This is a genomic window from Anaerobacillus sp. CMMVII (assembly GCF_025377685.1).
GTDB lineage: Bacteria > Bacillota > Bacilli > Bacillales > Anaerobacillaceae > Anaerobacillus.
In genome coordinates, this window is sequence record NZ_JACEHK010000001.1 from 406,177 (window position 1) to 419,797 (window position 13,621).

Consider the following 13,621-nt stretch of genomic DNA (forward strand, 5'->3'; position numbering starts at 1 on the left):
AGTTATCAGTAAAAAAAGAATTTTCGATCAAATGTATAAAGGTGAATAAAAAAATATGTCGAATATTAGACATAGGAGAAAATGGAGGTGAAAAAGATGGAGCATGCATTAACAGCCGCAACCTGGTTTTGGTTGTTTATCCCAATGCCACTATTGATTGTCTTATCGATTGTCACTTATTTCACTGAAGGGAGAGAGTAGAATTGGAAACTGCAACTTTAGTAACATTTATAGTTTATCTTGTCGGGATGTTAGCCATTGGTATTGTCGCATATCGAATGACTAGTAATTTATCAGACTACGTATTAGGAGGAAGAAGATTAGGTGGCGGTGTGGCTGCTCTTAGTGCTGGTGCTTCAGACATGAGTAGTTGGCTTTTATTAGGTTTACCGGGCTACGCTTACGTAGCTGGGATGGAAGCAATTTGGATTTCAGTAGGTTTAGCGGTAGGGGCCTATTTAAACTGGCAGTTTATTGCATCGCGTTTACGTAAGTACACAGAAATTGCTGGTGATTCAATTACTGTTCCTGACTTTCTAGAAAATCGTTTTCGAGATAATTCAAAAATACTTCGTGTTATTTCTGCTTTTGTTATTTTAATTTTCTTTGCTTTCTACACTTCGTCAGGACTTGTTGGTGGAGCACTATTATTTGAAGCATCATTTGGTCTAACCTACACTCAAGCATTATGGATTGGTGCGATTGTAATTATTTCATATACTTTCTTAGGTGGCTTTTTAGCAGTAAGCTGGACGGACTTCTTCCAAGGAATTTTAATGTTCTTGGCGTTAATCATTGTACCAATTGTGGCGATCTCAGAAATGGGTGGTTGGAGTGAAACAGTATCTGCAGTTGGTAATGTTAATCCAGAATATCTAGATGTATTTGCAGGTGTGTCAACTATGGGGATCATTTCTCTAGCAGCCTGGGGCCTAGGTTATTTTGGTCAACCTCACATCATTACACGTTTTATGGCGGTTAAATCATCGAAGGAAATTCCAAAAGCAAGATTAGTAGGGATGACATGGATGGTTCTTGCTTTAATGGGAGCAATCTTCACTGGGTTTGTCGGGATTGCTTATTTCTCAGCGAATGGCCCTGCAGATGCGTTAGCAGATGGTGCTCATGAAACTGTGTTCATCTTATTTACGCAATTGCTATTTAACCCGTGGGTTTCAGGGTTCTTACTTGCAGCTATCTTAGCAGCAATCATGAGCACAATTGATTCTCAATTACTTGTATCTTCAAGTGCGATTACAGAAGATTTCTATAAGGCTATTTTTAGAAAGAATGCCAGTCAAACAGAATTAGTTTGGATCGGTCGATCTGGAGTTATCCTAATTGCACTTATCGCAATTATTTTAGCCTACAACCCAGAAAGCTCAGTGCTTGATCTTGTTTCATATGCCTGGGGTGGATTTGGAGCAGCGTTTGGTCCTGTAATTATCCTAGCCTTGTTCTGGAGACGTATGACTCGTAATGGTGCCTTAGCTGGTATGCTCGTTGGTGCGCTTACAGTCTTTATCTGGAGTGAGTTAAGCGGTGGTTTATTTGACCTTTATGAAATTGTACCAGGATTTATCTTTGCTTGGATTGCAATTATGGTCGTGAGTTACATTGATAAAGAGCCAGCACAAGAAATTCTTGAAGAATTTGATAGTGTAAAAACAAGTAAAATCTAATAGGTACCTTAATCAAGTTATAACAACCTATATGCAGTTACGTAGTTTTTACGCAACTGCATATAGACTTTATTAGCAATAATAATAAATTAAATTTGATGAATTTCATAATCCATTTTTCTCACACTAGGTAATTTGGTGCGACTATTTAATAAAATTTATTGGATTAAGAAAAAAATCAGTGGTTTTCGTCGCCAGTGATTTTTTTTTGAAACTATTTAAGTTAAAATACGTAAGTAATAGATGAATAAGACATAATTAACTTATATTAGTAAAAATAGGAGGGATTTCCTTGTTTGAATTTTTTAAACGAATTAAAACAGTTGTAAGCTCTGAGCTTTATACCATGATTGAAAAAGCAGAAGATCCAGAGAAAATGTTAGATCAGTATGTTAGGGAAATGGCTAGTGAAATTCGGGAGGTAGAAACGGCGACAGCAAAGATGATTGCCGAAGAAAAGTTATTTAATAAAAAGGTAAATGATGCTAGAGAATTGGTAGAAAAACGTGAACAACAAGCGTTAGCTGCTTTAGGAGCAGGAAATGAGGATTTAGCGAGACGTGCTCTTGAGGATAAAGCGAGAGTGGCATCAGAGCTAGCACAGCTAGAGCAATTGCATCGTGATACGGCCCTTCAAGCAGAGGACCTTAAAGAGAAGTTAAAACGAATGAAATCTGAATTCAGAGAAATGGAATTAAAGCGTGATACCTTAAAAAGCAAGGCCGGTGCAGCAAAAGCAAAAGCTCAAATGAACCGCTCGTTGTCTTCCTTAAATCAAGGAGGGTCAAAACAAGGCTTCGAACGAATGGAAAAGAAAGTTATGCAGTATGAGGCGGAAGCTGAAGCAAGTGAAGACTTAAGAGTCGCAAATCAAAGCTTAGATAAAGAGCTTGAAGGTCTTGAAAAACAAAGTGGTATTGACCTAGAGTTGGCAAGGTTAAAAGAAAAACTTAAAAGTGAATGAGGGTAAACCATGGAGCTTTTCGGCTATTCCTTAGAAACAATCTATTTGTTCAGTCTTATTTTAGGTGGAAGCTTAACATTACTCTATATTTTATTCGGTGATTTATTGGAAGGGATCTTCGAGTCAATATCTGAAGGTCCCGTAAATCCAACAGTCGTTCTGGCGTTTATAACCATTTTTAGTGCGATGGCTTATTTGATGGAGAAGTTAACTTCCGTTCATAGTTTCATAGTCTTTTTAGCATCTCTTGTCACTGCACTCATTTTAGTGACGTTGTTAAATGTGTTCATTTTAATTCCACTTTCTCAAGCCGAGGCGACGATGGCCTATTCTGATGAAGACTTAAAAGGTCGGATTGGTAAGGTGATTACCTCAGTACCTGTCGATGGTTTTGGAGAAGTAATGATTCAAGGGTACGGTGGCAACATCGCCAAGTCTGCGGTTAGCTTCGAAAATGAAGCGATTCCTTATGATACAGATGTATTAGTAATTGAAGTGAAAAACGGGGTATTACATGTGGTGCCTCATGAAAAATTCGATTAATTGGAGGTTATTATGGATTTAATTTATATTGTTGTAGGTATTGTAGCATTTTAATTTTAGCTCTTATTGGTGTATTTGTAACAAAATATCGTACAGTTGGCCCAGATGAGGCTCTAATTGTAACTGGTAGTTATTTAGGTGGAAAAAATGTTAACATTGACGAATCTGGCAATAAAATAAAAATTGTTCGTGGTGGCGGTACATTTGTTTTTCCAGTATTCCATCAATCAGCATCTTTAAGTCTATTATCTAGTAAAATTGATGTTTCTACTCCAGAGGTTTACACAGAACAAGGTGTACCTGTTATGGCTGACGGAACAGCGATCATTAAAATTGGTGGCTCAATTGGTGAAATAGCCACTGCTGCCGAGCAATTTCTAGGGAAAACAAAAGCAGATCGTGAAAATGAAGCAAAAGAAGTGTTAGAAGGTCATTTACGTTCAATCTTAGGTTCGTTAACGGTTGAAGAAATTTATAAAAATCGGGAGAAGTTCTCGCAAGAAGTACAACGAGTTGCATCACAAGATTTAGCGAAAATGGGTCTTGTCATTGTTTCATTTACAATTAAAGATGTTCGTGACAAAAACGGTTACTTAGAATCACTTGGGAAGGCACGGATTTCTCAAGTAAAGCGTGATGCTGACATCGCAACAGCGGAAGCAGATAAAGAAACAAGAATTAAGCGTGCTGAAGCTGACAAAGAAGCGAAACGTGCTGAATTAGAAAGAGCAACGGAAATTGCTGAAGCTGAAAAGGTTAATAAATTAAAAGTTGCTGAGTTCCGTAGAGAACAAGATGTAGCAAAGGCACGAGCTGACCAAGCGTACCATTTAGAAGAAGCTCGTTCGAAACAAGAAGTAATGGAACAGCAAATGCAAATTCAAATTATCGAGCGTCAAAAGCAAATTGAATTAGAAGAAAAAGAGATTCTTAGACGTGAAAAGCAATATGACTCAGAAGTGAAGAAAAAGGCTGATGCTGATCGTTATGCAGTTGAGCAAGCAGCTGAAGCTGATAAAACAAAACAATTTACTGAAGCGGATGCTCACAAATACCGTATTGAAGCAATGGCGAAAGCCGAAGCTGAAAAAATTCGTCTTGACGGTACTGCGAAAGCTGCAGCTGAAAGAGCGAAGGGTGAAACAGAAGCGGAAGTTATTCGCTTGAAAGGTCTTGCTGAAGCAGAGGCTAAAGAAAAAATTGCTGAAGCTTATGAGAAGTACGGTCAAGCAGCAATGCTAGATATGATTTTAGAAATGCTTCCTACTTATGCGAGAGAAGTTGCAAGTCCGTTATCAAATATTGATAAGATTACAATTGTTGATACAGGTTCAAGTGGTGAAAACGGTGGTGCTAATAAAGTAACTGGTTATGCAACAAACCTTATGTCAACGTTGCAAGAATCTTTAAAGGCATCTTCAGGAATTGATGTAAAAGAATTAATTGAGAACTTCTCTGGCAAAGCGAATGTGAGAGCGAGTATTGATCAACTTTCGAATGAATTAGCTGCTTCTAAAAGTGCTCCAGTTGAAAAAATACAGAAGAGTAAGTGTCAAAGCCAGAACCTTTTCCGGGTTCTGGTTTTTTATGTGTTTGTTTTATAAATTTGAAACATTTACCAATATGAATACGTCAAATATAATAAAGGGGGTGATAATCATGACTATTAGAATGATAGTACTGGCCATACTTGCTTCGTTTCTTCTCGTGGGCTGTGGCAAAATTGAGGGTAATAACATTGATTTGAAGACAGAAAGATCTATGAACGAAGGCTTTCCACCAACCATCACAGGCTTTGTTGAAGCAAATGGTACCCAATATGAAATGGAGCAAGGCGGTTTTAAATGGGAAACCAAAGAACAAACAGTGATGACCGATGCAGCTTCTCCAAATCAAATTGCAGAAAGATATGAAGCAATTCTTTTAGCTCCAAAAACAGAACTGACCTTTCAGATAGACGGTGAACCATATGTACTCGTTTATTTATGGGAGAGTGACGAGAGAGGTAAGGAAGTTGCTTTAAGTAATAATCAATTTATCCTACCAGAAAAGAAAGGCAGATACGTTTATGAATTAGTCGCGAATTGGTCTAGCTATGGTAGTGAAAAGGCTCGTGGCGAAGTTTCTTATACGTTTGTGGTTGAAGTGGAGTGAGGAATAGAAAGGTAGATGAGTAACGTATGAAAATTCATATCATTTTTTTAGCGTTAGCATTTATTCTGTTCGGTTGTTCAACAGGTGGGGTGACGGGAAGTTCACCTCCTAAAGTTTTTCTTGAGATTGATAACCAAAACTATGAAACCACTCTTGGTACGTATTGCTGGAATAATGGCTGTGTTGATACAATTGGTCCGGTGGAACTATTGGAAGGGAAAGAGCCGATTGTGGTCATGCCAGGGGAGACAATTCGCATCGGGATGAACTATAACCCGAAACCTAGCGTAGTAAGTTTACAGCAGTTCAAAGATATCCAACAAACTGACATTGAAATTAAGAATAATCAAATCACAGCACCGCTTGAAAAAGGGGTTTATTATTATTCTTACGGAGTCTGGTGGCTCGATCAGAAGACGAATGTGTCACATGGTGATGCGTTCTATGCATTCGCAATTGAAATCAAGTAGGGATGTGAACGATGAAAAAGCATGTGGAAGAAACGTTTAATAAGCTTGCGGTGATCTATGAACATCATGTCGATGAGACGAGCCTATATAATAGTGAATATGAACGACCGGCAATGCTTCAAGAACTTCCTCAGGATTTACGAACAAAGACAGTGCTTGATGCAGGTTGCGCAGCTGGTTGGTATACAGAGCAACTAGTGAACAGAGGTGCAAAGGTAATTGCTACTGATCTGAGTCCGCAAATGGTAGCAGCAGCTAAGAGACGCGTCGGGTCAAAGGCTGAGGTGATCTGTCTGGATTTGGAAGCCGATCTACCATTTGAAGATCAATCGTTTGATGTGATTGTCAGTTCATTAACGTTACATTATATAAAAAACTGGCGCTCAACCTTTCGAGAGTTCCGTAGAATTTTAAAACCAACGGGTGTGCTATTGTTTTCCATTCATCATCCTTTTATGGATCTAAAACTTTCGGAGAATGGCGATTATTTTTCAATAGAGTTACTTCTTGATAAATGGAAGAAGCAAGGGGAAATATTCACAGTTCCTTTTTATCGTCGGCCGCTTCACTATGTCATTAACGAAACAGCAGCCTTATTTCAAATCGAAAAAATAGTTGAACCACAACCGACGAGCAAGTACAAAGTTAAATCTCCAGAAAGTTATGAAAAGCTAATGAAAAATCCACATTTTATGATTGTAAGGGCACGTAAGGGGGAGATAAGATGAGGTTGAAGCTATTGTTTTTTGTCCTATTATTTCTATTAGTCGGGTGTAGCGTTGAAGAAGAAACAATCATTGATAGTGAAGATAAAGTAACTGAAAGCGTTCTGAAATCTCCACCTAAGTTGTTTGTTACAAGTGGAGAAAATTCAATAAGAGCGCGTCATGGAGTTTACAGTTGGAGCTATGCACTCAAGGATGGAACCCATACAGGCATCGAGGCGAGTGCGGATGCACCACCGGGGATCGTTCAAAAGGTCCCGTTAAATGTCGATCGGAATGATGAGCTTAGCTTAGATTTTGAGATCGAACCTTATAGATATCTCATCCGAACCTGGGATGAAGACAATACTATTACTGGTGAGTTCAAAAGCATAGACCTGACCGAGCATGAAGGAACAGTGATTTTTGAGGTGCTTGCCTACTTTGAACAAGGTACCGTTAGCTATGCGTTTTTGGTCAATGTTGAATAGGGTGTAATCAGAAGTTTAGGGTAAAATAAATTCTAAAAGACGCATCCTCTAATATAGGAAGGCGTCTTTTCTATCAGAGTTAGGTATTTATAGCAAGGAAGGGAAGTATAAAAAACATGATTATACTAGAAACTGAAAGGTTAGTCTTGCGGAAGTTTAGGGCAGATGATGTACCGTTTCTATATGAGATCTTTTCTGATCAAGAGACAATGGCCTATTACCCAGCCCCGTTTAGCCAAGAGAAAACGGAGAATTGGGTGAAAAGAAGTCAAGAACGATACCGGGCTGATGGCTATGGTCTCTGGGCTGTTTGCAGAAAGGATACTTTAGCGTGCATCGGCGATTGCGGTTTGGTCAAACAAGAAGTAGACGGCAAGGCAGAAGTTGAAATTGGTTACCACATCAATAAACGGTATTGGTCGAAGGGATATGCAACAGAGGCAGCATTGGCTTGTAAGGAATATGGCTTTGATAAATTAAACTTGGATAAGGTAATCAGCATCATCGACCCAAATAATAAGCCATCCATCCGGGTGGCCGAAAAGATTGGCTTCACCAAGGAAAAGGAATCTTTTATCTTTGGGAAAAATCATGAGATCTATTCGGGGGTAAAGTAAGCCTAATTATTATAGTTTATTAATAATGAAAGGCTGTTTTCAAAAAGTTTGTTGCTTTCGTAAAAATCCCAAAAGCCGGATTTTTACACAAAATACTAAGAATTCGCCACTAATTTAGTAAGTACTGCTCTTTTCATACTTAATTTATTGGGTGATATCTTCATCTAAGGTATTTTTCCAATTAATTTAGAGTGAAAAAGCAACAAGTTTTTTTGTGCGACGAGTATCCGCAGGAGCAATGTTTACGAAAAGAGCCTAATGAAAAAAGGGTGCCTGATGAGAGTTCTGCAAAAAACGAGATCTTTAAGTATAAGCTTTTTTTTCACCATTTTTTACATTTGCAGACTCTCCTTATGGGACCCTTCATAATTTAATTTATCCCTAGAGCTGCTTTAGTTACCTTAAAGTCGTTTAAGTACTGCTTTTCCGAAAATTCGTCTTGCTGCTCAATTAACAAAGCAAAAGTCTTCGTAAGTTTAATCGTATCGACAAAGACACTCTCGATTTCTCTAATTCTTTCAAATTCATTAGCGGTAAGAGTTCTGTCACCTTCTTTAAAGGCTCTTCTTTTAATACTGTTAATCTCACCCATCCATTTCTTTTCATATAACATAATTGCTACTTTCTCATCATGAGTTAAATTTCTCTCAGTCTTTTTCGCTTTCTCAATAGTTTTAAAAACTTCGAATGACTCATTAAATAGTTCTTTGTCAATTTTAAGTGGATTGTCCTTATTTATATAGATAAATAGAGCGATACAAGCAAAAAGAGTTGCGAAAAGTCCGATAAGATTTTTATTTTTAATAGTAACCACCTCCTTGTACTAAAATTTTATGTACAAGGCTACGGCGTTATGATACAGGCCAACAAATACTAAACGTTCTTTTTAAAGGCTGTTTTCGTAAACTTTGTTGCTTTTAAAACCAAGCATTCGCTTGGTTACGACCTAAAAGCTGATAGCAACAATCTTTAAGAAAAGCGTTTTTAATGCTCTTTCGTATAGTTCAAATCATTTGTAATAATTGTAAAAATAGATACCTTGTATGCATAAGTATTAGCAAAGGGGTGTTTATCCATGAGAGGGTTTAGGTCTAACAAAAGGGGAACGTTTCGATTTCCAATAAAAAAACGAAGAGGGCCAATGTCCTTTCGAACGATACTTTTAGTATCTGCTTTCATCTTTATTTTTCTGACAATCCAAGCCCTGATCATTGTTGAAAAAGGAATTCGTCCCACTCTGGTTACAATTGCAAGTACTGAAACCCAAAAGATTGGGACACTAGCAATTAACCAAGCTGTAAGTAAGAAGACCTTAGAAGATAGCTTTAATCGAGAGATGATCGAATATATTAGCACTGAAAACGGGAAGTTCTTAGGGGTAGAGTTTAATGCGGCAGTCGCTCATCGATTTTTACATGATGTAACTCATAGTGTTCAAGTATATCTAAATGATCTAGAGCGTGGTCGAATTAGAGAACTTTCAATCCCAGAAGACGTTGACCTAGACCGAGATGGAATTTCGATTTCTGAGCGTGGAATTATCTACATGATGCCGCTAGGACAAATAACGAATAATGCGTTACTAGCTCATTTAGGGCCGAAAGTTCCCGTCCGTTTTTCAGTGATTGGAAATGTGAAATCTAATTTTAGTCATAAAGCTGAGGAACTGGGAATTAACAACACATTACTGACCATAAGCGTTGATATCGAGGTCGATGTAAAAGTAATCATCCCATTTGCAACTGAAACAAATGTAGTACGTACTTCATTTCCACTAGCGTGGGTGTATTTACATGGGGATGTTCCTGAGTTTTATAGTACAGGTGGGGAAAGAGGGAGTGTTCCGGCTGTTATAGACCGTACAAAAAGTTCCGGAGAATAATATAAATCGGATGAAAAAAAAGCCACTTGTGGCTTTTTTTAACGCTTAAAAATTTAATGAAACCTCAGTGATTTTGTGTTTCATCTCATTAATATTTTTTTCTAATTCGCTAGTCTCAGATTGTACTCTACTAACACTCCTTGCGATCTCGTTTAGTTTTTCGTAGGTGTCGGTTGTGGCAACTGCCTGTTTTTCAATGATTGAAGATATGTCGATCATATCGTCATTCATTGAGGTGATTTGATCTAAAAGGTTCGTTAATGTAACAGTTGCTTCATCTGCAGATAAGACGGTTTTCTCAATCTGACCAGTTGTTTCAAGAGACTTTAGTTGAAAGTTCTCAATCTCAGATTCGATAAGATGAAGTGCTTCGTTAATGTCACCTACGGAAGTCGCTGTCTGTTCTGCTAGTTTACGAACTTCATTAGCAACCACACTAAAACCACGCCCTGCATCACCAGCCCTTGCTGCTTCGATGGATGCATTCAAAGCTAGTAAGTTTGTTTGCGTAGCGATTGATTTGATTAATTCAACTATTTGCTTCATATTTTTCATTTGTTCGAGTAAATTTTTAACCCTTGAATTTGTCGCAACTGCTTCTTTGGAAACATCTAAAAAGTTTTGAATGATTTGCTCAATCTTTATTTTTCCATCTTGTGTTGCTTTTGTCATTGTCTCGGCTTTGGTAGCGACATTTGAGACATTTAAGGATATAGATTGAATGGACTGCGCCATTTCATTACTAACGACTTTAATATCCTCACTTGTTTGAAGCGCGGACTCGGTTGCATCTAGAACTTCATTAATTTGTTGTTCTTGCGATACAGCTGAAACAATAGATGAGATTGTTTCCTTCATTTCTGTATCAGCTTTTTCGTGAAAACCATCCAAAGCGCATTGAGCATCAATAGAGAATATCTTTTGTAGTGCTAAAATCATCCTTGCTAGCTTTTGGGGTTTGGCACGATATTTATCAATAAGTACCGGAGTAACATACTCTGTCACTCGAATTTCACTACCTGTACACCAATCGGGTGTTGCATTAATTGACTTAAAAAAACGGCCTCGATCTTTACGGATTTCTAAGTAGTTAGAATGAAAGGGTACCTCTTTAAAACTGCGAATATATGACCGGAAATGATCAACAAGATTGTGCTGAGACAAAAAAAGATCGACACCTGGAAACGTTAATAGAACTGCTTCGTATTTGTTAACAATCTCATCTTCATATTGAAGAAACCACTCACTAGCTTCTACAATTAGTTGAACATCTTCTTCAGTTAATTGATAAAATTTAAGCCTACCATTTAAAGCTTCATTGTCACTTATGTAATTGTCTGTGTTGATTTGCGTAAATGATGAAAAGTCAATTTTTCTATTAAACATCTCATCTCTCCTTCTTATCATCCTATATTCAAGTCTACTTTATCACATCTAATTAGTAGCGAATACCTTAATATGCCAATATTCGACGAAATCTTCAAGAATCGTTATTACAGTGTAAAGTCTAACGCTTGCAAGAGTGTATCAATTTCACTTGGAAAGGTGAAAAAATAGGAGTTATTTTCGTCGTTAAAGATAAGGAGATAAGGTTTTCTTCCTTCTGGAATAATAATAATCGTTTCATCGATAAGTGCGCTCATCCATTTGTTTTCTACTTGGATAGAAGGTTCTAAAGGAATTCGAAACATGAAACCGTCTTTTGGGAGCGGATCAAACTTTTTATATACACCATCAATCTCCTTAATGTATTTCTCAACTTCTGTCTGTATTGTATCGTTTGGTTGAACGATTTTTATGACTTGTGCTTTTTTAACATCAAAAATTTCAACTGCTTTGTTACTTTGCGAGCTAACTGACGTTGAACCTAAAAGTAGTATGAAAAAAAACAGCATGGTCATTTTATAAGCCATATTAAGAATCACCTCGGTCCTAGGATTTCCTTTGGTTTGTAATATTATTTTTTGGGGCCTATATTTGTAGGTTCCTTTCTAGAGTGAATACAATTACCTTTTGTTGGAATATTAAAAGTGGTAGATAGGAGGTTTCACCATGCATGACCCAAACAAAAATGAAGATCTATATAAACAAGTTAGTGAAATAACTTATGATAAATTTGAAGTATGGATGGATAGTGTCGTATTCGGTTGGCAATGGTGGATTGGAGTAGGACTTTCAATACTACCATGGCTCTTATGGTTGAAATATCGTAAAAAAGAAAGTACGTTACGCTTGCTGACAGTTGGTTTTTTCGTAATGTTCCTTTCAACATTTTTAGATTCGATTGGTGCTCAATTAGGTTTTTGGTATTATCTACATGCTCCGCTACCACTAATTCCAGCATTCTTTCCATGGGATACAACGTTAATGCCGGTTGTTATAATGGGCTTAATACAATTCAAGCCACATGTGAATTCGTATCTTAAGGGACTAATATTTGCAGGTTTAACTACATATGTAGGGGAACCCTTTTTTATTTGGATCGATTTATATAAACCGACTACTTGGAAACATATCTATTCGTTACCCATTTATTTTGCAATCTATGTAATCGCGAACAAAATTTATCAGGGAAATTCTTATCATAGATAATGTAAAACTGTTGACAAAACATTAATTTCGGTTTACTATTATCTTTAGTTCAAGATAATTAATTTTAAGGTATATTTTATAGTGATGTCTTGAATTGAAGATAAAAAGGAGGAATAAAGATGGTTGATGTAGGCTTGTTAGTGATTCGAGTAATAGTTGGGGTGTTATTTATTGGTCATGGAGCGCAAAAGCTGTTTGGTTGGTTTGGAGGATATGGTTTAAAGGGTACTGGTGATTGGATGGCATCGCTTGGATTAAAACCAGGTGTCACAATGGCGCTTATCGCAGGCTTAGCAGAATTTGTTGGGGGAATTCTTTTTGCGCTAGGACTATTCACACCAGTAGCAGCTATTTTACTAGCAGGAACGATGGCGATGGCAATTGTGAAGGTCCACGGTGCAAATGGTTTATGGGCTACGCAAAATGGGTATGAATATAACCTAACTATCATCGCTGTTGCTATTGGGGTAGGATTAATCGGACCTGGTCAGTTTGCGCTTGATGCTTTTATTTTGTAGGATATCTTGAATTCAAGATATGGTAAACGTTAAAAGGGAAAGGATCTGATATAGATGAAGAAAGAGTCACTTGGTATTCACCACATTACGGCAATCGTTGGTCACCCACAGGATAATATAGATTTTTATGCAGGAGTCTTGGGGCTGCGTTTAGTCAAACAAACTGTCAACTTTGACGATCCTGGTACCTACCATCTTTATTTCGGGAATGAAGGTGGGGAGCCAGGAACCATCATTACCTTTTTCCCATGGGCAGGCGCTCATAAAGGGAAAATTGGTGATGGGCAAGTCGGTGTTACTTCATATGTTGTTCCGAAAGGTTCCATCGATTTCTGGAAAAAGCGTTTAGAAAAGTTTCAAGTCGAATACAACGAAGCAGTTCGTTTTGGAGAAACATATCTAGAATTCGAGGATCCTGATGGCCTTCATTTGGAGATTGTCGAAAGAGAAGCGGGAGACCTGAATACATGGCAGTTTGGTGAGGTAACAGCGAACGTTGCCATCAAAGGCTTTGGTGGTGCAACGTTATTTTCCAAGCAACCAGAAGAAACTGCTGAGTTGTTAGAGCAGGGGATGGGGTTAAAAAAGGTCGGTCAAGAAGGCAATTATCTGCGCTTTCAAGCAGCGAGTCATATTGGCAATATCATCGACGTAAAATTAACACGAACAGGAAATGGACAAATGGGGGTAGGGACCGTTCACCATATTGCTTGGCGGGCAACTGATGATAAAGATCAGTTGGCTTGGAAAAAGCATGTTGAGAGTCATGGCTTTGGGGTAACCTCTGTTCAAGATAGAAACTATTTTAATGCGATCTATTTTAAAGAGCGTGGCGATATCTTATTTGAAATTGCTACAGATCCCCCGGGCTTTGCTCATGACGAATCCCATGCAACAATGGGCAAAAACTTAATGCTACCTGCACAATATGAACCACATCGGGAAAAAATTGAACAAGTACTGATACCATTTGAAGTAAGACAATTAGATTAATCAAAGGACTG

16 protein-coding genes are annotated in these 13,621 nt (G+C 37.8%); 13 read left to right on the top strand and 3 right to left on the bottom strand.

The features are described 5' to 3' along the window. The first annotated feature begins 203 nt into the window (after positions 1-203). The 9 genes from putP to H1D32_RS02215 all read left to right on the top strand — a co-directional run bounded on the left by putP (position 204) and on the right by H1D32_RS02215 (position 7,625). A complete protein-coding gene (putP, locus tag H1D32_RS02175) occupies positions 204-1,682 on the top strand; it encodes a sodium/proline symporter PutP (protein ID WP_261176517.1) in 1,479 nt (492 codons plus the stop codon). Between the two features lie 292 nt (positions 1,683-1,974). Continuing rightward, positions 1,975-2,646: a PspA/IM30 family protein gene (locus tag H1D32_RS02180; RefSeq protein WP_261176518.1), complete on the top strand. Its 672-nt coding sequence runs from the start codon at positions 1,975-1,977 to the stop codon at positions 2,644-2,646. A 9-nt stretch (positions 2,647-2,655) separates the two neighbouring features. Further along, entirely contained in the window at positions 2,656-3,189 is a 534-nt protein-coding gene (locus H1D32_RS02185) for an NfeD family protein (RefSeq protein ID WP_261176519.1), read from the top strand. A 47-nt stretch (positions 3,190-3,236) separates the two neighbouring features. Further along, a complete protein-coding gene (locus H1D32_RS02190; RefSeq protein WP_396126137.1) occupies positions 3,237-4,793 on the top strand; it encodes a flotillin lipid rafts scaffold protein FloT in 1,557 nt (518 codons plus the stop codon). 55 nt (positions 4,794-4,848) lie between these two features. Beyond that, complete coding sequence (locus H1D32_RS02195; RefSeq protein WP_261176520.1) at positions 4,849-5,343, top strand: hypothetical protein; 495 nt, start codon at positions 4,849-4,851, stop codon at positions 5,341-5,343. A 26-nt stretch (positions 5,344-5,369) separates the two neighbouring features. Then, positions 5,370-5,813 carry a hypothetical protein gene (locus H1D32_RS02200; RefSeq protein ID WP_261176521.1) on the top strand — a complete coding sequence of 148 codons (444 nt, stop codon included), beginning with the start codon at positions 5,370-5,372 and terminating at the stop codon, positions 5,811-5,813. Between the two features lie 11 nt (positions 5,814-5,824). Further along, positions 5,825-6,541, top strand: a complete 717-nt coding sequence (locus H1D32_RS02205) for a class I SAM-dependent methyltransferase (RefSeq protein WP_261176522.1) — start codon at positions 5,825-5,827, stop codon at positions 6,539-6,541. Next, positions 6,538-7,008 carry a hypothetical protein gene (locus H1D32_RS02210; RefSeq protein ID WP_261176523.1) on the top strand — a complete coding sequence of 157 codons (471 nt, stop codon included), beginning with the start codon at positions 6,538-6,540 and terminating at the stop codon, positions 7,006-7,008. The genes H1D32_RS02205 and H1D32_RS02210 overlap by 4 nt, the downstream gene beginning before the upstream one ends. A gap of 116 nt (positions 7,009-7,124) precedes the next feature. Continuing rightward, entirely contained in the window at positions 7,125-7,625 is a 501-nt protein-coding gene (locus tag H1D32_RS02215; RefSeq protein ID WP_261176524.1) for a GNAT family N-acetyltransferase, read from the top strand. A gap of 370 nt (positions 7,626-7,995) precedes the next feature. On the opposite strand, the gene H1D32_RS02220 is transcribed toward H1D32_RS02215, so the two are convergent. Continuing rightward, the gene (locus H1D32_RS02220; RefSeq protein ID WP_261176525.1) at positions 7,996-8,439 is read right to left on the bottom strand and encodes a hypothetical protein; all 444 of its coding nucleotides are present in this window, start codon (positions 8,437-8,439) and stop codon (positions 7,996-7,998) included. Between the two features lie 261 nt (positions 8,440-8,700). Here H1D32_RS02220 and yunB point away from each other — a divergent pair, with 261 nt between their 5' ends. Continuing rightward, positions 8,701-9,507 (top strand): sporulation protein YunB, encoded by an 807-nt coding sequence (yunB, locus tag H1D32_RS02225; protein ID WP_261176526.1) that lies wholly within the window; start codon positions 8,701-8,703, stop codon positions 9,505-9,507. Between the two features lie 45 nt (positions 9,508-9,552). Here yunB and H1D32_RS02230 read toward each other — a convergent pair whose 3' ends face one another. Together H1D32_RS02230 and H1D32_RS02235 are read right to left on the bottom strand one after the other, a co-directional pair. Further along, a complete protein-coding gene (locus tag H1D32_RS02230) occupies positions 9,553-10,893 on the bottom strand; it encodes a globin-coupled sensor protein (protein ID WP_261176527.1) in 1,341 nt (446 codons plus the stop codon). Positions 10,894-11,000: 107 nt separating this feature from the next. Continuing rightward, complete coding sequence (locus H1D32_RS02235; RefSeq protein WP_261176528.1) at positions 11,001-11,420, bottom strand: hypothetical protein; 420 nt, start codon at positions 11,418-11,420, stop codon at positions 11,001-11,003. A gap of 139 nt (positions 11,421-11,559) precedes the next feature. On the opposite strand from H1D32_RS02235, the gene H1D32_RS02240 reads away from it, so the two are divergent. From H1D32_RS02240 to H1D32_RS02250, 3 genes are all read left to right on the top strand, one after another. Continuing rightward, a complete protein-coding gene (locus H1D32_RS02240) occupies positions 11,560-12,099 on the top strand; it encodes a CBO0543 family protein (protein WP_261176529.1) in 540 nt (179 codons plus the stop codon). 119 nt (positions 12,100-12,218) lie between these two features. After that, positions 12,219-12,617 carry a DoxX family protein gene (locus H1D32_RS02245; protein ID WP_261176530.1) on the top strand — a complete coding sequence of 133 codons (399 nt, stop codon included), beginning with the start codon at positions 12,219-12,221 and terminating at the stop codon, positions 12,615-12,617. A 54-nt stretch (positions 12,618-12,671) separates the two neighbouring features. Then, the gene (locus H1D32_RS02250; RefSeq protein WP_261176531.1) at positions 12,672-13,610 is read left to right on the top strand and encodes a ring-cleaving dioxygenase; all 939 of its coding nucleotides are present in this window, start codon (positions 12,672-12,674) and stop codon (positions 13,608-13,610) included. Positions 13,611-13,621: the final 11 nt, after the last annotated feature.